The sequence below is a fragment of the Chryseobacterium sp. CBTAP 102 genome (assembly GCF_003201365.1).
Lineage (GTDB): Bacteria > Bacteroidota > Bacteroidia > Flavobacteriales > Weeksellaceae > Chryseobacterium > Chryseobacterium candidae.
In genome coordinates, this window is record NZ_QICX01000003.1 from 1 (window position 1) to 21701 (window position 21701).

Genomic DNA, 21701 nt, shown 5'->3' on the forward strand with positions numbered 1-21701 from the left:
CTCAACGGAAAAATCAGAAAATACACCAAAAACAAAATGTCTTTTCCTACAGATGATGCCGTCATGAAATCAGTGTATCTCGCTTTAAAAGAAGCTACTAAAAAATGGACAATGCAAATTCAAAATTGGGGTATTGTTCTCAACCAATTTATGCTTATTTTTGAAGAAAGGCTCAGGTTATAAAATCCAAGCCCTGACTTTTTAACTTACACACTTTGTGGGATAGTGTCATTTTTAAATGCTGTTGTCTTTTTTACAATTAACCACAATCTATTTCAGACACTTAATTAATAAAAAAATATTTTTATTATGTGTTATGTTATCAGGCTTATTAGGCTTTTTTCTCATTCCTAATGAAAACTCAAATTATGTTACTTTTTATTGCAATAATTCATCCATTGTTAGTAATAAGTATTGGATTGGTAATCTTTCAGGTGTTTTCTCTAATTTAATTATTTATGTATTACTTTTTTTTATCATAGCAGGAGATAAAGAAAAAGACATTGTTGCTGGTTATTATATAAATGAAGATTTGTCTCCATTACATCCTTTTTTTAAAAACTTATACAAAATTTCAGCAAAATATCTAATCTCATTATTGCTGCTTTTGGTATTAAATTTATCATTAATCTTAGCCAATAGTCAAAATGTTAATATTGTATTATTTATTACCCCTATTTTATATTTTTGTATTCCATTTTTGCTATTTGTTTCTGCGCTTTGTTATTTCATAGAATATCTTTTAGAGAATAAGTATATCAAATATTTTATTTATTACTCTTTTTTTATACTGCTTATTATTTATGATGATAAGCTTTTATACATTACAGGCCATTCAGAACTTTTTCTTTTTTATAAGAACCTAAATGTTCCTGTGAAAAACTTTGCAATTGGTTTTATTTCTAAAGAAAAAGTACTAAATCTAATAACAGTAAAACATTTTATAAAACCCAACTTTACATTTTATAAATTATTAATAATATTTTTAACTATCCTTATTACTTATATTTTGTCCTTTATTAAAATTAAAAGGATTTTTACCACTAATAATAGTAATGATGATCTGATTTATTTGAATAATTCTTCAACTGATATTAAAAATGATGATTTTTCAATTGAAAATAGATCTAATGGTAATCAAACAGACTTATCCTTGATTAGTTCTTTAAAAAAAGATTTCTTTTTATTCAGAATTAGCGTTAGTAATAAATCATTATCGTTTTTTTTCCTTTTTTGGATTCTCTCATTTATTGTACAGGAAAATTTTTTCCTTTTTACATTAGTGATATTGTTATTATTAAGTACTAAGGTAAATGATTTCTTCTTAGGTAAACCCTATTTTTATAATACGTTTATTTATGAAAAATTATATAGCTTTCCGTATATATTATATTTTATATCAAAATTTATAATTGTTTTGAGTTTTTATTGTTTATTACTTGTCCCATATTTTTTTCGTATTGGAGAGATACATGTTATTTTATTACTTATATTAAATTTTTCAATTATTTCAATTTTCCAATTAGCAAGTATTCATTTATTAAAAAATACTACTGTAGCAAATATTATATTAATTGTCATGTATGTAAGCTATGTTTCAAAATCTCCATTAATTGATATACTTTATTATAAATTTTAAAAAATCCCTTACAATATTTATGATAGAAATAGATCAAATTACCTATCTATTTTAAAAATGTTATACACTAATCGGGTGAATGTATGAAGTACTTCATTGTAATCAATGTTCAGATAACATCATAATCATTCATTATTGTTACGAAATAATGTTCAATTATTTCCTTAGCATTTTGGCACATCACTAAAAGGTCTTCTTTATGCGTATCTTCAAAAATAAAATCATCATGAACCTCAATAATAAACTCAGTCACTTTTTCAGTATTCATGAGATCATAAGCGATTAAATCATTTAAGTTATCTAATCTGCATTCTTCCTTAAAAAAGGGAAGCTTTCGGGAAATGGAATTTTTAAACTGAAAAAGACGTATTGTTTTCATAGCTTCTTCTATTGGGTTAATAATATAAATCTGTTTATCGTATAAACTGTATGAATGCTCAAACAGGCTTTTTTATGGATTCAGCGGTTAGATTTTTTTATCGTAATAAACAGGGATAAAAAGTTCTATATATCCAGAATAGTTTTACATATATCCTACCTTTTATAAGTCTTCCAGATTTCCAAGACGCCTTTGTTTCAATTGTTTATAAAAACAATTGCAAAGTTTTTCTTTTTTAAGGGGTGAAATTTACCGTTACAAAAAAATATTTCACAATGTCAAAAGAAAAAGACGGAAAAAAGAAATCAGATAAAACTCAACCTGCGAAATCTCCAAAAGAGAAACGGGAAGATAAAATAAATAAAAGAAGATACAGGGAAAACGAAGCCCGAAACAGCCATAACTGAATACGATCTCTGATCAAAAACGACATTAGACTTTGGGACTGAAGCTGTTTTAAACCCCGGCTAGGCAGTCCGGCATAATCCCTTAGTTTGAATACAAGGAACTTATGGCACTATCGTAATGAAAAGGTAAATTAAAAATATAGCGATCAGTACAATTCCCTGCATGATATTCGTTCTGCCCGTTGCCAGTGAAACGGTAATGATAAAAAGGGATAGTCCCAAAAGTATTGTTGATTTAATGTCTATTCCTAATGACATTCTTATCCCGGTTATTACAGATATAATGGCAATGGCAGGAATACTCAGTCCGATACTTGCCAAAGCAGAACCAAAAGCCAGGTTGAGTGAGGTTTGGATCTGATCACTTTTTGCCGCTCTGAATGCTGCCAGCCCTTCCGGAAGCAAAACAATTCCGGCAATAATGATACCCACCAGAGATTTTGGAGCTCCTGCTGAAACTACTATATGTTCAACATCTTTTGAAAGAAGTTTTGCCAGTAAAACGACTATTCCAAGAGACAAAACCAACAATAAACAACTAATAAACAATTGCTTGCGGGAAATCTTTTCATGAGTATTCTGTACAGGCTGACTGACGGATCGTTTATTTTGTGGAGAAATGAAAAAGCTTCGGTGTCTGAAGGTCTGGATCATGGTAAAGCCAAGGTAAAGCCCTAAAGAAATCAAAGCAATAAAAAGCAACTGAAAGGAAGTATACTCTCCTCCGAGATGGCTAACCGTATAATTAGGCAGAATAAGCACAAAAATAACAACAGAGGTAAGAGTAATGAGTGCAGTACTTACCCCCTGTAAAGTAAAACTTTGTTCCCTATATCTTAAAGAGCCAATTACAATGCAGCCTCCGATAATTCCGGTAAGGATTATCATCACTGCTGCAAAAACCGTATCCCTGGCAAGAGTAATAGTTTCTAACCCTTTAGCTCCCATCATGATTGAAATAATAAGTCCTACTTCTATCACTGTAATGGCAAATGCCAGAAGCAAAGTTCCGAATGGTTCACCCAGACGATGGGCAATGAGTTCGGAATGATACACCGCAGCCAAAACACTTCCCATTAAAAATAAAGCCAGAAGTACGGAGTAATACCCTGAAGAAAAAACAGAATTTCCAATATAAGAAAGCCATGCCAGAATGGGAACCAAAAACGTCCACATTCCTAAATATTTTTTTGTATCCATATAAAACAGTAATTTTTGTTGCGATCAACTGTATTCTTGAAAAAATTAACAGGATAGATATTTCCATTAAAACAGTTTTTACAAAGGATTTGAATATGCTCTGAAAGAATATCAAATAATGAAAGAAAAAGAAGTAAATAAAAACAAACTTATAGACCTGCTCAACAGTTCAGAATAGTTATTTAACAAGATACGAATAATCAACCACTTATTTTAGAATTATATATTATTAGTATTTTAAATTTTCTGATTCTTGTCTTTCCTCTTAAAACTCAGATCATATTCCTTCTTTTTTGAACCTCTGTCCCAGACACCTAACAATCCGAAAATTTTATAAAGTGTGATATGTGCAACAATAAAAAAATAATCTGTAATACAATAGATGAAAAAACATCCAACTTTGTAGTGTAGCAATTATGTTACACTAAAATTCAACCTTATGGACACAAACCGCAACAAAGGCGAAAAATTCTTTAAAACTCCCGGAGACTGGATTGAACAGTCAAAACAATTGAAAGAAAAATTTTCAATATTAACGGATCACGACCTGAAACTTGAAGAAGGTAAAGAAAAGGAAATGCTGGAAAGAATCGGAAACAGACTAAGAAAAAATCGTGAAGAGGTTCTCAGTATTATAAAAGAAATTAATCTTTCATAAATTGTCTCAAAAAAACAATTAAACACCACAAAAACAGTTATTTATAAAAATTTCTAACTATAAAAAAGGATGGAATATTAGAGAGTTGTATCCCTTTTATGTTCAGTAGCTTCTACTCTTTCAAGTTTAAATAAATAGCAAAAAAGGGTAATGTTTTAGTATTGTTTTACAGAGATATTTTTATCAAAAATAAAATCTAATATCAGAGATGTTGGATTTTATTTGTCTTTGAAAATATAACAGATCACTTAACAAATCAACAGCAGCCTGTACTCTCCATCATTTTCAACAGGTGCTCTGTGAACACAAGGTAAAGCCTCCTGATCAGGATGATCTACTGCAATGCGCCAAAGATGGCCAACCCCTAAATTGACAGGCTCTGCATTGGGTTTAGGCTGATAATGCAGATCAAAGAAATACTCTTTCAGGAAGTCTTCAAATTCTTCTTCAGTACCGTCATGTAATTTTCTGAGCTGTTCACGGATTTCAGGAATTAAAATTTTCTGTTCCACCTGATCATTGGGTATAATATCACTCGCTGTTCCATGATAAGTACAAAGAAAAGTGTCTGTTCCTACAGGTGAACGGTCAACATGATAGGAGTACACATCTGTTGAAATAAAACCGAGTTCCTCATCGCGCTCATAACATTTAAGCAAATTAAGAACCGGAGATGCTCCGAAATCTGTTAATAACTGCAGGTCAATCAGGATAATTTCTCTCGCCATACTCCCCTCTTCCGACAATTCCAATGCTAAGAGATCTTCGCCGGAAACTTCTGTAATATCATCTTTCAGCTGAAGCTTTGTGGCAATTTCTTTAAAGTCACCCACTAAATTTCTATGCCAGCAGACTGCATTCACAGTGCCTTGAAAATGGGTATTCACAAGTTCAGAAAAGGAAGAAACCATACCTACTTGATGATGGCCGGAAAACGTTTTGCTCATATGTTGGAATAAACAATTTCGCTGCTTAATTCTTTACAAAAATACGGAATAGATTTTTCAATTACATCAGATGAACTCTACAAAAAAACAGCATCCTTTGCAAAGAATGCCGTTTATATATAAGGGTATTAATTTTCAGTTTTGTTTTTGTTACTTCTTTAGTATTTTTTCCGTTACTGTAGAAGATTTTGTTTGAAGTTTGATGTAATATACTCCTTTTTGAAGAGAAGATAATACGATCTGTTCCTGCATCATATTCAAAGTTCCCTGTTTTACCAGCTGCCCGGCTGCTCCAAAGATTTCATAAGAAACCAAAGGCTCTTTGCTCCTGATGGTAAGTACATCCTGAACCGGATTAGGGTATAATTGCATTCCGGCCTGAGCAGCAGTTTCTTCTACTGACATCTGGCTGCACGCTGATTTAGCAAATTTTGTAAAAAAAGATTGAGATTTCCCTCCTGCTACATTAACAGCCATTGTATTGACATTATCATTGGCATCTGTAAATAACTGATCATGAAAAAAGCCTCCCACTACATAGTTACCGTCATTATCTGCTGCAACCGCCGTAAATTCATCGATAACATAAAAGTTACTGCGAATCTCTCCTGTTCCCAAAACATCTCCGGTATCTTTGTTAAGTCTCACCAATAAAGGATCTGATCTGTCTCCATCAGGACGTAGCATTGCATAGCTGCCCCAGACATCAGACCAGCTTCCTTTGGCGAATGCTATCTCGTTTCCATTAATGGCAATTGTTCCTTTGGTAAAACGATAGCCAAACTGAAGACCAGACATTGCTTCCGGAGTTCTTGCCCACTGTACCGCACCTGAAGCATTCATTTTCATAACAAACGGAACGGCCTCCACATAGCTTCTCAGAGGAAAAGTATAACTTCCGAAAGTAGCAGGCACCGTTATTCCGTTGTAATAACGTCCGGAAATATAAATATCTGAAGTCACCGGGTCTTTTATAATAGAATGAATTTCGTCATCCGTACTTGTTGTACCATTATTAAGTTCTTTTCTCCATACCTCAGCCCCTGTAGTACCGTCAAAAGCAAATACATAAGCAGCTTTCGTAAAAGGAACATTATTATAGGAAAGATCAACCAGATTACTGAATCCGGGATCCATTCTTTTACCGGCAATATAATAACGATTCAAGCTTTCATCGTATACAACATTCACTTTTCCCTCTCTTCCAACAATATTTATTGCATTTCCTGTGATAGGAAGAAGCAAAGGAGCCGCCGGGGTCATATTTCCATTATCATAATTGAACTTAACCGCATAATACTGATAGGTTGACGTAAAGGTGGAAGGTACGGTAATTAATCCGTTTAAATGGGTTCCTGCTCTGAATCCCATTACAGCGTGAATATTTTTGGAAGAATCCATATACATCATTTGAACATCACACATACGGGAGAAATAGTTAACATCTCCCTGTAAAGATTTGCTCCACGCCAGTGTACCATCCGAAGTATTATATTTTAACAGAAAAGCTGCTTTATGGGCAGGCTCTATTGTTTGGTCATAATAAGTATACAGGGGCTGTGTATGAGTATCATCAAAATGTACAGGAACCGCATCAGGATCTCCTACATAAGAATTGTTATAAAGCGTTGCCATCACGTATAATCCTCCGTTGTTATCCACTTTAATATGCCATGCATTTTCTCCGTCTCCTGAACCACCAATGGGTCTGGACCATCTTATATTTCCCGCACAATCAGCAGAGAACAGAAAAAGATCACTCAGCCCGTAATTGGTTACAGAAGTACCATTCAGGTTTTGTCCCTGTTCGCGCATCGTTGCAAGATAATAAGTGTTATTGTTGTTGTCCACTACAATATCCCTTATGGATTCATCAAAGACATAATGAAAGCCCGGATCTGCCGAACCTGTTAATCCTCCTGCCTGTTTTCCCCATTGCCATTGATAAGCCTGACTAAAAGATAATCCCGGTAGTATGAGAAGGAGTGCCCAAAGTTTGTTTTTAAATTGTATCATAAAAATTCATTTAATTATCACATACTATAAAAAACAGTGTTCTCCGGAGAGAACACTGCTTGATAAGCTACTAATTTTTAATTAGTTTTCCTTGTAATGAGGTATCTCCCGTTTGTACGATAACAATATAAACACCCTGCAGCCAGCTGGTAACTTCCACGTCTACCTCTCCGGAAGCCGTTTTCAGTTCCTTACGGAATTTGACATTGCCCATGGCATCAAAAACCGTAACCTGTTTTGCCATTAATTTTTCATTGCCCGTATTATACGAGATTTTCACTTTTTCCTTCGCAGGATTTGGGGTCATTTTCAGAGAAGAAACTGAAGTTGCCATCACACTTCTTCCTGCATTTTTCATACCCATCCAGTTAGGATCTACCGCTTTGGTAGTAAACTTACATGTTTCATTGGAGAATAAAATCTCATCAGCACCCTGGAAGCCTGAGTTTGGATAGAATGCCAATGGATTAGCGTTCATATCATACACTCCGCCTGCCGGAATCGTAATAATAGATGGAAGATAAATTCCAAATCCATTAAGACTGGAAACGGTAAGGCTGATCGGCTGGCTTCCGCCATTGTGGATAATACCATACACATTATAGTGATCTCCAACCCATTTCATATCTTTGATACTTGCTTCCAGTTTACATTCTGTTTCGAATCCACATTCTTTACCTGGATAGTAATTCATGGTTCCGGAAGTAAACTGACATCCAAGATGATCAATCTGTAACTGATAGGTTCCTGCAGCACCAATATATAAAGGATAAATATAATCATTGTTTCCACTCTGGATACTGTTTCCGAACAGCTGCCAGTCATGATGATCAAAGACTCCTTTTGGTCCTAAAACATAATTCTTTCTGAGACATTCATCATAACATCCTGTCGGGAATACCCACATCAGACTCTCAAGACTTAATGGCACCTGTGTATTACCTACAACTTTACATCCGCTTGGTGCAGTGTAAATAACCTGATAAGCACCACCTTCGTATACTGTGATAGACTGACCTGTCATTCCGTTGCTCCAGTTATACACTCCTGCAGACGGTCCTGATGCTGTTAACACAACCTGATAAGGCTGGCAGCTTACCATATTATAAGTTACCGAAACTGGTGCCGGAGGGCTATTTACAGTAACTGTAAAGCTTTTACTGCTTGTACATCCTAAAGTACCCGGAGTTCTAACTTCCAGTGTATACACATAAGTACCTGCAGATAATGGTCCTGTACTTAGAGCAATCGGATAAGGAGCAGAAGTCCATGGTACGACTACTGAATTTCCTTTTTTCCATTGATATTCCAATGTATTATCCGTTACAATACCAGTAAGTACTGCTGATGATCCTTCACAGATATTAGCTGTTCCTGCTATATTAACATATGGAGGGTTTTTAAGCGTTACAGGTATGGCTTTAGTACTCATAATACTTGTTCTGCATCCGTCTGATGATACCAGCACCGGCCAGTAGTTACCAGATTGTGTTGGAGTAAATACAGGAGAGTTTGGTGCACCTGGTACAGCCTGAGAACCATTCATCCAGATATATTGGTTAGGAGATCCAAGCGTACTGGTAAATACGATATTAGGAGCACTTCCAATACAAGCTACCAGAGCAGGAGGCGCCATATCACCATCCAGAGTCGCCTCTTTTACATTAACACCAATTACACCAGAACTATATTCACATCCCATAGGAGTTTTAATTTTCAGCTGAATGGTTTTTGTTCCTGCAGTATTATATGTTATTGTAGCATCTGGTCCTGTTGTAACGTAAGAGGTACCATCAAAGATCCAGGTATATGTATTTCCCGGAACATAGTTTATAGGACTGAACGTAACAGGTGAACGTGCACATAGCCAGCCTGGAACCAGGAAGGTGGTATCAGGAACAGGAGCTAATGTAATTGTCTGTGTAGTGGTACACGTTGGTTTCCCTGGTGCAGACACTGTCATTGTAAAGGTATAAGTACCCGGCGCAAGATTATACGTGGCCGATTGTCCTGTTTGAGCAGGCTGTCCCGGCGAAGTAAATGTATAGGTTATAGACGCAGGATTGATTTCAAATATCGTAGAGGTATTGAAAAGCGTTACTGTATATCCGCTTCCGTTACAAACTGTACTGATATTGAATTTAGGCTCATAGTTCTTTCTCACTTCTACCCCTTTACTGTACCAGCATGAACCATATCTCAGACGTACAAAAACAATGTGCGCGCCTGCAAGATTAGTCTGATATACTGGTGAAGCCGTTCCCTGACCGGAAACTAAAGTAAGTACAGTATCTGACAACCATTGGATCTCATCCGGAGTTCCGTTGTATGTTAAACCTGAAACAGTAATCGTGTTACAAGCAGACCATGCCGGAACGAAGTTAATCTGAGGGTTTGCCGTACAACTTCCACTGCTCGGGCAAGACTGAGTCACATTAATGTTCTGTGAAGAAACCACACAACCGTTAATATCTACAGCCTGCACTCTGTACGTTCCAAAAGCACCTGCTCCTGAGATGGTATATGAGTTGGTAGTTGCTCCTGGTATCATACTATTATTTTTATACCATTGCCAAGACAAGATATTTGTAAGTCCTGTAGAACTGTTAGCCGTAATAGTATACGGTGTCATCGTGGCAGGATCACAAACTGCAATATTATATACCGGAGAAACAGTAATAATAGTTTCAGGATATACAATAAAGTTAGCACTTGCCGTAGGCTTATAATTACATCCATTAGTACCTGTATAAGTTACAACAACCGTTTGAGAAACATTGTTTCCTGAATTGTTCTGGATATATCCGTTATTCGGGAAGCTGTAAATTCCGGCAGGATTAAATGCTGTAGTATACGTTCCACCAGGAAATGTGAAAGTCACACTTGTCGCCGAAGTAATGGTTCCCTGATTTACTGTAAAAGTAAGATTTGAACCCAAACAAATTCCACCAACATTGGTAAAGCTTACTACCGGAAGCTTTATTAAAGATACCGGCATCGTGATGATTTTTGTCACTCCGCATTTTACTACTTTCAGAATCAGATCAGTAGTATCTGTTGAAGAAATCTCGTTGAAGTTTACCGTGATATTAGCTGTACCCTGTCCTCCCACTACACTTCCGAAATTGGAACTTGCAAATGACCATTCCATAAAATCCGGAACAATACCATTCAGATTAGCACTGAATGTTTGGGTACTACTCGGGCAGAAAGGTCCTGAATTAGCATTAATACCAATAGTATTAAGGTCCAATTTCGTTACATTAAACGATTTCGGAGCTGAAAGACATGCGGCACTGCTGATAGATTTGTTCTGTGCAGATACTGTATATGATGTAGAACCGGCATTAAATATAACAGTAACAGATTGTCCTGCATTACTTCCCTGAATGGTTCCGTTGGTAACATTCCAAACCGGTACCATACCAGGATCTACTGAACTGATGGTATAAACATAAGGTTTTCCGGGACATACTTTTGTTTCTCCGGAAATGGTTCCGTTAGGTGCCTGTGGAATTGGTAATACCTTAATAATTCTTCCATTACTTTCACAACCTCCTCCTTGCTTGGTAGCCGTCACAGTATACGTTCCCGCTGTTGCAAAGTTGTAGTTGAATATTCCTGTCATTGGTGGAGAAGTATAAGTAGATGTTCCCGTTGTCACCTTCCAGATCACCGGTACATTAGGAACTGCTGTAAATCCCTGGCTAGTTCCTGCACAGATTTCATCCACACCACCACTTACCAATACTGGTGCTTCTACTACGATATCTATAGAAGCCTGTCCTTCACATGTCAATAAAGTATTGAAATAATTTGCCGTAAGGTGATAAGTACCTGGCTGATTTGCTTTGAAAACAATTTCATTTCTCTGCTGGGTGTTCGTCAGCTGACCTCCTGCCGGACCTGTCACATTCCACTGAACGCTCGTTGTAGGCCACTGAGGAATTGAATAGGTATACTGTCTGCCAGTACATATCACTTCCTGTCCTTTAATTTTTGCATTTTTTAAAACAACAGGAATTTTAATTGTCGTCCACTCAGGACAAGCACATTCTGACATGTACATTACATATCCGAAGCCGTCAAGCGGATCAACCTGATCCCAAACAACTTCGATTTCGTTACCGTTATTGTTAACAATTGATCCTCCGATAACTTTCCATTGTCCTTTGTTGCATCCATCCTGTACATTATATTTTTCAGTACTGCCTTCACATACTACGGAAGCACAGTTGATCTGTACAGGATCTGCTTTTAATACCTTGATTTGTTTTTTAATTCTATCCTGGCAACCACACTTGTTCGTTACCGTCAACTGAATAGTATAGTTTCCTGGATTAGCATACAAATGAGAAGGCTCAAAAGCGGTAGAAGTTGTACCATCTCCAAAGTCCCAGAAATAATTAACAATATCCGACCCGCCGTTCTGTTCAGAAAGGTTATCGAAATAGATTGTCGTATTCTTACATACAGTATCGGCAAGATTTAACATTTCAAATTTAGCAATTGGCCTGTTAATCTTTTCAATACAAATAGTCTGTGTTTCCACTGTTCCGTCATTATAGGTGATGACAGCCTGTAAAGATCCGTTACCTGCTGCTCCCCAGCTTACATTGGCCACGGTGTTCGAGGGTCCTAAAATAGCTGCAGTACCTCCCGAAACAGTCCATTGCACATTGGAAACATTCGGTCCCTGAATCTCATATTTTACCGTTGATTGTTCACAGACACGGAGACATTGGGATGAATTGATGTAGGAATAGGCGATTCCGTTGTCAGGGATCTGACCGTCTTTTTCGCCGCGGAATTCCTGGCATCCAACCTGGGCGGTCCATGTAATTCGAGCTTGTGCTTGTAGTACCCAAGGTACCAGAAGCCAACATAGCAGGAGCCATCTGAAGATGTGCTGCCTACCAAAATAGGTGTTGTTTTTCATAGTTATTAAAAAAGTGTTATTAATTTTTTGTCAAATTAATAAAAATAACAATACAAAAATCATTTAATCGTGAAAAAACAACATTATTTCACAATTGAATTCCAACAATATAGATTAATTCATGATTATATGTTATTTCACCAACCTATTAGTTATGGAAAAAAATCCTTGTCTTTGCTCAATTTGAGAGCAACAACCTGATTTCAACAGAATAAAATCATACATTTTGACCTATTAAAAACCAAAACCAACAACCAAAAATCAAATTAAATTATTTTTATACTTAAAATTGACGATTAATATTAAAATTAATCACATTAAAAAAAGATAAAAACAGCAAACTTTTTATCCACTTCTTCTTAAAAATCTCCAGTGTTTTCAACAATGCAGTCTTCTCCTATAAGTATCACCCATTCTTATCATAATCTGCAAGAAAAATCATGAGAATTGCCGACAAGATTAAAATAATTTATCTTTGTTTCCTGAGGATTATCATAAACATTATATTTCAACACATCCTATATGAAAAACAACAGCTTTTTACTCTCCGCAAAAGGAATCTGTACTGCAGCTTTTCTTTCCTTAAACACAATCCTTTATGCACAGAAAGCAGCAGATATCTCAACCCTTTCAGAAAAAACATTAAGTACCATTCTGGAAAAAAACAGAACGTATTATACTCAGGGAAAAGTAGCAGATTACATTCCTGAGCTAGGGAAAATGGATGCTAAGGCAATAGCTTTTTCAGTAGTTGATAAAAATGGAAAAGTATTCAATGCCGGTGATGTTAATAAAAAATTCACCATGCAGAGTATTTCCAAAATCATATCATTAATGGTAGCAGTAAACGAAAAAGGAGAAGCTCATATTTTCGACAAAATGGGATATTTCGGATCAGATAAACCCTTCAACCACTTTTCAAACCTTGAGACTACGGGAAAGCCGCTTAATCCAATGATGAATGCCGGAGCAATTCTTACCACTTCACTAATCTCCGGGGATGGCGAAAAACCATTCCTTAAAATACTGGATATGGTAAGATACATTACCAAAAATCCATCCCTAGATTATAACAAATCAGTTTACGAATCTGAAAAATCAACAGGCCACCGAAACCGTGGTATGTTTTACATCATGAAAAACAGCGGACTTATTTCCGGAAACGAAGACCAGCTGGACAATTATTTCAAGCAGTGTTCCATTGAACTTACCGCTGAAGACCTCGCAAAAATAGGTTACTTCTTTGCCAACCAGTGCGTTAGATTCGACGGAGATGCCACTTACAAAAACTCAGATACAGCAAAATTAGTAGAATCACAAATGCTGACAGCCGGAATGTATGAGTTCAGCGGTGAATATTCAAGAACAGTGGGCTTGCCAAGCAAATCCGGTGTCGGGGGCGGAATTACGGTAAGTGTTCCGGGAAAAATAGGAATCGGGGTATTCAGCCCTGCTTTAGATCAACATGGAAATTCTCTGGCCGGGTATCATATGATATTAGATCTGGCAAAGCAGTACGGATTAACTATATTTTAATATTTTCAGTAAACCTATTAGTAAGCAGATCGTTTATCAGCTATTCAAATCAATAAAAACGACACAATACATCCGTAAAATGGCTTATTAGTCAAAAAAAACATCAACAATCAACACATACAAAAACAGTAAGCATATCAGACACTTACTGTTTTTTTTATGAATTTCGGAAAGATATTTAAATTATTATTAAAAATATCTATCTGTTTATTTATCAAAAAGATATAAAAAGTTCATAAATAATTCAAATTAAATCACAATATATTGATTAATTTTAATTAAATTAGCTTTTTAATTTTATCAGATTCATAAAGGTATTTTTTACATTTTTGAACCTTATCTAGGGTATATTATCTTTTTGTAATATACCTGAAAACAATTCTCTTGTTTTTGAAATATTTTATTTTTTATTCCTATATTTGACTAACATTTTTTTTAACTATAACTATTTATAGTTAAAAAATATAAGATTGTACCGGCCATGTTTCTAAGAATAAGGAAACAATAAATATACTTTAATAGCATTTGAACAACAGATATTTTTACATTAAAAAATTGTTATCAAATAACATTTATGATTAAAGATATATTACAGTTTCATTATTTTTATTTTCTCATCACCTCAAATTGCTATTTATACATATAATATAAGCTTTTTTGCAATGAGATATCATTAATCATTTCTATACCGTAAATGCTATGAAAAACCTGACCAAAATCTGGCTATTATCCTTTGAAAAGCCAGATATAATTACTATAACACAAAATCTATCTGTAACTGACAGATCATTAAATAATTATCATAAAACAATATTAATTTTTAGCGATTTGATAAAAACCAATTTTATTATATCCTAACAAAAAGTAATGGTCTTACTATGCAAAGACCTTGCATTCTGTTATTAAACTCTTGCTATCATTCAATAATTCAATTAACACGCCATGAAAAAATTAACCATTATTGGACTGACGCCTTTTGAAAAGCCGGACGTTAACCTTGTATCCCGACTGCACCAGGCAGGTGCATTGCCCGTACTAAGTTTAGGAAATGAGCTAACGAAAGCCCAGGAAGCGTTACATCAACTTGATCAGATAGACGTACCATCCTATGGTATTTATTTTTCTAACGATGATTTCACCACTCTTCAAATTCCTGAAAAAGTAAGATTTGCGATCCTTCCGTTCGGAATGTCTAAGCCACTCAATATACCTGTTATTTTTCAGGTAACCAGTTTGGAAGAGGCCACACAGGCTGAACAGTCAGGAGCAGAAGGAATCATTATCAAAGGAAATGAAGCGGGTGGATTAGTAGGCTATGAGTCCACATTTGTATTATTCCAGCGTGTGATCAAAGAAATCCAGAGCATTCCGGTGTGGGTACAGGGAGGAATAGGCATCCATACCGCAGCAGCAGCAAAAGCTTTGGGAGCAACAGGAATTGTACTGGACAGCCAACTGGCTCTGTTTCCGGAAAGTTCGGTCCCTCAGGACCTGAAAGAAATCTGCTCAAAACTGAATGGTACAGAAACTAAAGTGATTGCTAACCATCGTGTACTGGTAAGACCCAATTCACCGGTTTTACCTGAGAATGCAACTGCCGAAGATCTGAGACAATACTTTACAGGTCTAGACCTCAGTACATGTTACATCCCAATGGGACAAGATATTTCATTAGCAACAGATCTGTATGAAGACTTCAAAACCCTGAGAAAACTGATTTTCGGTTTCAAAGAAGCCATGTATGGACACCTGAAGCAGGCAAAAGCACTGAAAGTAATTGATAAAAACAACTCTTTAGCTCAGGAATTGGGTCTGAACTACCCTATCGCTCAAGGTCCAATGACCCGTGTAAGTGATGTTCCTTCATTTGCCAATGCAGTAGCAGATGCCGGAGCTTTACCCTTTGTTGCTTTATCCTTATTGAAAGGAGAATCTGCAAAATCTTTGGTAATGGATACCAAAAAGCTGGCTGGTGAAAAAACATGGGGTGTAGGAATTTTAGGATTTGCTCCACAGGAATTAAGAGATGAACAGACATCATATATATTAGAAGCAAAACCTCCTGTAGTTTTGATTGCCGGAGGAAGACCCGCACAGGCTAAAGTATTTGAAAAAGCAGGAATAAAATCATTCTTACACGTTCCTTCCCCTGCCCTTCTGGATATTTTCCTCAAAGAAGGCGCGAAAAACTTTATTTTTGAAGGGCGCGAGTGTGGAGGCCACGTAGGCCCTTTGTCCAGTACAGTTCTCTGGGAAAAACAAATTGAACGTATTTTAAAAGAAGATCATCCTGAAAACATCAGTGTCTTTTTTGCAGGAGGAATTCATAACGCCTTTTCAACCGCATTCGTTTCTATTATGGCTGCACCATTGGCCGCAAGAGGAGTGAAAATCGGGGTATTGATGGGTACAGCTTATCTGTATACCCATGAAGCTGTACAAACGGGAGCTATTCAGGAAGAATTCCAGTCTCAGGCCATGCAGGCGAAGGATACCGTTTTACTGGAAACTGCTCCCGGACATGAAACCCGTTGTTTAAATACAGCTTTTGCTCACCACTTCAATACAGAAAAAGCAAAACTTCTTGCCGCCGGAATGGATAAAAAACAGGTATGGGAACAGCTTGAAAAATTAAATGTAGGCCGTTTACGTATTGCCGCTAAAGGAATAGAACGTCAGGGCGACAAATTGGTCAATATTCCTAAAGATGACCAACTGGACTTAGGAATGTATATGATCGGGCAGGTAGCCACCATGCAGAATCGTGTGATCTCATTGGCAGCCCTTCATCAAAGTGTGGTAGACAATTACAAACATATTCAGGATGCAGTATTACCGGAAGAACCGGTTTCTACGGAAAAACCTCTTGATATCGCCATCGTAGGGATGGAATGTATTTTTCCTGGTGCTAAAAACCTTGATGAATACTGGAGAAATATCATTTTAGGAAAAGACAGTGTTACCGAAGTACCGGATGAAAGATGGAATAAAGACCTTTATTATAAACCTGATTCCAACGAATCGGATGTATCTCATTCCAAATGGGGAGGATTTATTCCTAAAATCGATTTCGATCCTTTGGCATTCGGGATTCCGCCACAATCGCTCGCAGCCATTGAACCTACACAGCTTTTAACCTTATTAGTTGCAAAACGTGCAATGGAAGATGCCGGTTATGGCGAAAAACACATCAACAGAGAAAACATTTCTGTTATTATAGGTGCTGAAGGAGGTAATGACCTTGCCAACAGCTACAGTTTCAGAGGATATTATAAACAGGTCTTCGGAGAGCTTCACGAAGAAGTAAAAGAAGCCTTTCCACATACCACCGAGGATTCTTTTCCAGGTATTTTGGCCAATGTGATCGCAGGTAGGATTACGAACCGTCTGGATTTGGGCGGAAGAAACTTCACAGTAGACGCAGCCTGTGCTTCTTCTTTGGCCGCTATTGATCTGGCTTGCCAGGAACTTGTATTAGGAAAATCTGATATGGTTCTTGCCGGAGGTGCAGATTTACACAACGGAATTAATGATTACCTGATGTTCTCCAGCACGCATGCCTTATCCAGAAAAGGAAGATGTGCTACATTCGATGGTGATGCAGACGGTATCGCTCTTGGAGAAGGTATTGCCATCCTTGTTTTAAAAAGATATGAAGATGCTGTAAGGGATGGAGATCGTATTTACTCAGTAATAAAAGGAGTTGGAGGATCCAGTGACGGAAAAGCGTTAGGTTTGACCGCTCCTAGAAAAATAGGCCAGGTAAGAGCCTTAGAGCGTGCTTATTCCCAAGCTGGGATCAGTCCAGCTTCCGTAGGTCTTGTAGAAGCTCACGGTACAGGAACAGTAGTAGGTGACAAAACTGAATTAAGTGCATTGACTAATTTGTTCAGCCGTTCAGGAGCTTTACCGGGGCAGACTCATCTAGGTTCTGTGAAAACACAGATCGGGCATACCAAATGTGCGGCAGGATTAGCAGGATTAATCAAAGCTTCGCTTGCGGTATATCACGGTGTAAAGCCGCCTACCCTTCATCTTCAGCAGCCTAATGCCTATTACAATGCTGAAACCAGTCCATTTGCATTTCATTCAGAAAGTGGATTATGGTCAGAAAAAAACCGTTATGCAGGAATCAGTGCTTTTGGATTTGGGGGAACCAACTTCCATACGGTCATTGCCAACCATCCTAAACAGGATAATTCCATTGCCATGCAGTCGTGGCCTTCAGAATTGTTTGTGTTCCGCGGAGATAACTATGAAGAAGCGAAAGAACAGGCAAGTCAGGTTAAAGTATTATTAGAAATTAACGATGGTATTCCATTAAAAGATATTGCTTACAGTTTAAGCATCAGTTCAGAAAAGCCAATTCAGTTCAGTATTGTTGCAGACACTGCCGAAGACCTGATGATGAAGCTTGAACTTGTATTGCTGGGAATTGAGACAAAAGACACTTTTACCGTGAATAAAAAAGAAGGTAAAGTAGCATTCACATTCCCCGGACAAGGCAGCCAGAGAATCAATATGGCCCGTGACTTATTTGTTGTTTTCCCAGCCATGCGTAAGATTATTGATGAGTATCCTGAACTTGAAAAAGTAGTTTTCCCATCAAAAACCTTTAATGAAGCTGATTTAAAACAACAGAAAGAAACCATTAAAGATACGCGTTTAGCACAACCACTTTTAGGAATTGTAGACCTTGCACTGGCAAAATTCTTAGAATCATTGGGCATCGTTCCTGATATGCTGGCAGGTCATAGCTATGGTGAAATACCAGCTTTATGTTTTGCAGGAGTGTTTGGAGAAGATAAACTGGTTGACTTAAGCGTTCAGAGAGCTCAATCTATTTTAGACTCAGTAGAAGGTGGAGATCCGGGTTCAATGCTGGCGGCAAGTGCTACTCCGGAACGTTTACTGCCAATCATTGCTAAAGTAGAAGGATGTTATCCCGTAAACTTTAATGCTCCTACTCAATGTGTTATCGCAGGAAGTACAGAAGCCATCAATACTTTACTGGAAGTACTTAAACTGGAAGGTATTTCTGCTAAAAAACTGGAAGTTGCCTGTGCTTTCCACAGTCCGTTACTGGCAAAATCCAAGGATTTATATGCGGAAATACTGAAGGATATTCCTTTCAGTGAAATGCAGATTCCGGTGTGGTCTAATACTACAGCAGAAGTATATCCTTCAAATCCATCAGAAATAAAAGAAAGACTTACCGACCATCTGGTACAGCCTGTAAGATTTGTAGAACAGCTTCAGGCCATGTATAACGACGGTGCAAGAATCTTCATCGAAGTAGGACCAGGAAAAGTTCTTACCGGATTGACCAAATCCTGTCTTGAAAAAGATCAGCTTACCCTATATGTAGAAGACAACAGCCGTAATAAATTCAGTCATCTGCTTTGCATGCTGGCACAATATTTAGGAACTGGCAGAAGCTTTAATATTGATAAACTTTTTGACGGCAGAAGTGTTACGATTATCGATCTTAACCAACCTGAGCTTTACAAGAAAAGCCCTGCTATCTGGCGTGTTAACGGGCAGACAGCCCACCCAACTACCGGTAATCTGCCATCTAATGGTGCGTTGCCACTTATAAACCCTATTCCCATGAACAATTTTACCCATCAACCACAGACACCAGCAACTGAAGCTCAGTCTACCGCTGAACGTATGCTGCAGGAATATTTAAACAGTATGAAATTAATGATACAGGCACAGCGTGATGTGATGCTTTCCTTTATGGGACAGAATCCTCAGGCATTCCCTGCTCCTGTATACCATTCACCAGCACCAGCTGCTGCACACCAGCCTATATCTACGATTCCGGTTCAGCCTGTTCATCAGCAACCCGTAGCTGCAGCTCCTGTAAAGCAAGCTCCGTCAAGAGATATCAAATCCTTATTATTACAAGTAGTAAGTGACAAAACAGGATACCCTCAGGAAATGCTGGGTATGGAAATGGACCTGGAAGCGGATTTAAGTATCGACTCTATCAAAAGAGTTGAGATCATCGGAACACTTCGTAACGAACTGGGAACTCTGGGCAATGGAAATACCAGTGAAGACACCGTTATGGAGCAGCTTGCCGGAATAAAAACTTTAAGTGGTCTTGTTTCATGGCTTACTGAATTTTCTGGAGCTGAAACCACTGCTGCGACTAAAAAAAAAGGATCAGCTACTGAGCCTGCAGTTTCAAAATCACAAGCTCAGCCGGCATTCTCTCTTGAAGACCTTCAAAATGCAATTCTGAATATCGTTAGCGAAAAAACAGGATATCCAAAAGAAATGTTAGGAATTGATCTTGATCTGGAAGCTGATTTAAGCATAGATTCCATTAAACGGATGGAAATCATCGGTGATCTTAAAACTAAGATCGGATTTGGTCAAAACCTTGAACAGGCTGATGATGTGATGGAAAAACTGGCGGCCATCAAAACTCTTCGTGGTCTGGCAAGCTGGATCAGCGAAATGAATGGGGAAACCAACGAAACCACTCACGAAGCGAAAGAAGAAAATACTGCAGAGCCAACCCAAAATGTACTCTCACGTCTTCGTTTTGACATCACTCCTACCGATGCTTCTAAAATACAAAATACAGAAGTATTGCAGGGAAAACGCTTTGCGATTACACAAGATGACAGCAAGCAAACCTCAGCCATCAAAGATGCGTTAGAAAAACATGGAGCTATTGTAGAGCTGGTAGATACATATAAAGATCTTTCAAATATCGACGGATTAATTATGTTAGACCTATTCTCTGCGGTTGATAAGCCAAGTATTATCGATCACGTAGATCTGATCAAAAAACTGGATTTTGATAAAGCAAAATGGGTATATCTTATTTCAGATATTCCAGCACACCTTCAGGAAATTACAGATGCAAGCATATTACGTCATCATCAGGGATATCCGGGACTTTTCAAAAGTTTAGCAAGAGAATTTGATAATACAACTTGTAGATTAATCAGCCTTAGTACGCCTCAGGAAGTAGATCAGATTGCTGAAATTACGTTGAAAGAAATCCTTACCAATGATAAACCTGCTGAGGTGATTTATAAAAACGATCAGAGACACCAGGTAGACATCATTCCTTCTCCATTATCAACAAGCTTGAATGAAGCTCATATCCAATTAGATCAAAAATCTGTGGTATTGGTATTGGGAGGCGCACAGGGAATCACTGCCGAATTGGTAAAACACATGTCTCAGGCGTATCCTTGTACTTATATTCTGGTAGGAAGATCAGCGGATCCAAGAAATGATATTTCTGCGAAAGATTTTGAGGGAATGAAAACCAAAGAAGAAATCAGAGGTTTCCTGATCAAGTCAGGTCAATTCACTTCTCCTGCAGAAATAGAAAAAGAAACAACGAAGATTTTCAAAAACAATCAGATCCTGCGTACGATCCGTGATATGGAAGAGCTTGGAAATACCATCATTTACCAATCACTGGATCTTTGTGACGAAGAAGGTTTAAGCAATCTGATCAGCAGTATTTATGAAAAATACAACCGTCTGGATGGAGTGATTCATGGAGCAGGTCTTTTAGAAGATAAATTATTCAAACAAAAGACAACAAGCTCTTTCGGACGTGTATTTGACACCAAAGTGAAACCACTTCGTGTATTGGCAGAACAGCTTCGTTCAGACTGCCAGTTTGTAGTTCTGTTCTCAAGTATTGCTTCTGTATACGGCAACAAAGGCCAGACAGATTATGCTGCGGCCAACAGTGTACTGGATGATTACGCCAATGCTTTAAACAAAAGATTAAAAGGAAAAGTAATCTCGATCAACTGGGGACCCTGGAAAGGAGCCGGAATGGTTTCTTCCACCCTTGAATCAGAATATGAACGCAGAGGTATTTCTATGATCCCATTGGATGAAGGAAAAGAAATCTTCCTTAACGAGATCAAATACGGAACGGAAAGCCAGGTGCTGATCATGTCAGGAAATAATTGGTAAAACGCTGTATAAATT

Annotated in this window: 10 protein-coding genes and 1 pseudogene; 6 read left to right on the forward strand and 5 right to left on the reverse strand. The window is 37.3% G+C overall.

Features of this window, described 5'->3' with window-relative positions:
• Both C8D70_RS05315 and C8D70_RS05320 read left to right on the forward strand, forming a co-directional pair.
• Window positions 1-183: pseudogene (locus C8D70_RS05315) on the forward strand (IS256 family transposase); the annotation flags it as partial.
• A 133-nt stretch (window positions 184-316) separates the two neighbouring features.
• Window positions 317-1639: a hypothetical protein gene (locus tag C8D70_RS05320; RefSeq protein WP_146212855.1), complete on the forward strand. Its 1323-nt coding sequence runs from the start codon at window positions 317-319 to the stop codon at window positions 1637-1639.
• A 109-nt stretch (window positions 1640-1748) separates the two neighbouring features.
• Here C8D70_RS05320 and C8D70_RS05325 read toward each other — a convergent pair whose 3' ends face one another.
• A complete protein-coding gene (locus tag C8D70_RS05325) occupies window positions 1749-2018 on the reverse strand; it encodes a heme oxygenase (RefSeq protein WP_110366619.1) in 270 nt (89 codons plus the stop codon).
• A gap of 275 nt (window positions 2019-2293) precedes the next feature.
• Here C8D70_RS05325 and C8D70_RS21165 point away from each other — a divergent pair, with 275 nt between their 5' ends.
• Window positions 2294-2425 (forward strand): hypothetical protein, encoded by a 132-nt coding sequence (locus tag C8D70_RS21165; RefSeq protein ID WP_262509779.1) that lies wholly within the window; start codon window positions 2294-2296, stop codon window positions 2423-2425.
• A gap of 102 nt (window positions 2426-2527) precedes the next feature.
• On the opposite strand, the gene C8D70_RS05330 is transcribed toward C8D70_RS21165, so the two are convergent.
• Window positions 2528-3625: a calcium:proton antiporter gene (locus C8D70_RS05330; protein ID WP_110366620.1), complete on the reverse strand. Its 1098-nt coding sequence runs from the start codon at window positions 3623-3625 to the stop codon at window positions 2528-2530.
• Between the two features lie 439 nt (window positions 3626-4064).
• Here C8D70_RS05330 and C8D70_RS05335 point away from each other — a divergent pair, with 439 nt between their 5' ends.
• Window positions 4065-4283 (forward strand): hypothetical protein, encoded by a 219-nt coding sequence (locus C8D70_RS05335; RefSeq protein ID WP_110366621.1) that lies wholly within the window; start codon window positions 4065-4067, stop codon window positions 4281-4283.
• Between the two features lie 248 nt (window positions 4284-4531).
• Here the strand turns inward: C8D70_RS05335 and C8D70_RS05340 are convergent, their stop codons facing one another.
• From C8D70_RS05340 to C8D70_RS05350, 3 genes are all read right to left on the reverse strand, one after another.
• Entirely contained in the window at window positions 4532-5230 is a 699-nt protein-coding gene (locus tag C8D70_RS05340; RefSeq protein ID WP_110366622.1) for a DUF1826 domain-containing protein, read from the reverse strand.
• Window positions 5231-5380: 150 nt separating this feature from the next.
• On the reverse strand, window positions 5381-7246 hold the full coding sequence (locus C8D70_RS05345; RefSeq protein ID WP_110366623.1) for a T9SS type A sorting domain-containing protein: 1866 nt from the start codon (window positions 7244-7246) through the stop codon (window positions 5381-5383).
• Between the two features lie 70 nt (window positions 7247-7316).
• The gene (locus C8D70_RS05350; protein WP_110366624.1) at window positions 7317-12185 is read right to left on the reverse strand and encodes a PKD domain-containing protein; all 4869 of its coding nucleotides are present in this window, start codon (window positions 12183-12185) and stop codon (window positions 7317-7319) included.
• Window positions 12186-12707: 522 nt separating this feature from the next.
• Between C8D70_RS05350 and glsA the strand changes: the two genes are divergently transcribed.
• Window positions 12708-13721: a glutaminase A gene (gene glsA / locus C8D70_RS05355; RefSeq protein WP_110366625.1), complete on the forward strand. Its 1014-nt coding sequence runs from the start codon at window positions 12708-12710 to the stop codon at window positions 13719-13721.
• 942 nt (window positions 13722-14663) lie between these two features.
• On the forward strand, window positions 14664-21686 hold the full coding sequence (locus tag C8D70_RS05360; protein ID WP_110366626.1) for a type I polyketide synthase: 7023 nt from the start codon (window positions 14664-14666) through the stop codon (window positions 21684-21686).
• Window positions 21687-21701 lie beyond the last annotated feature (15 nt).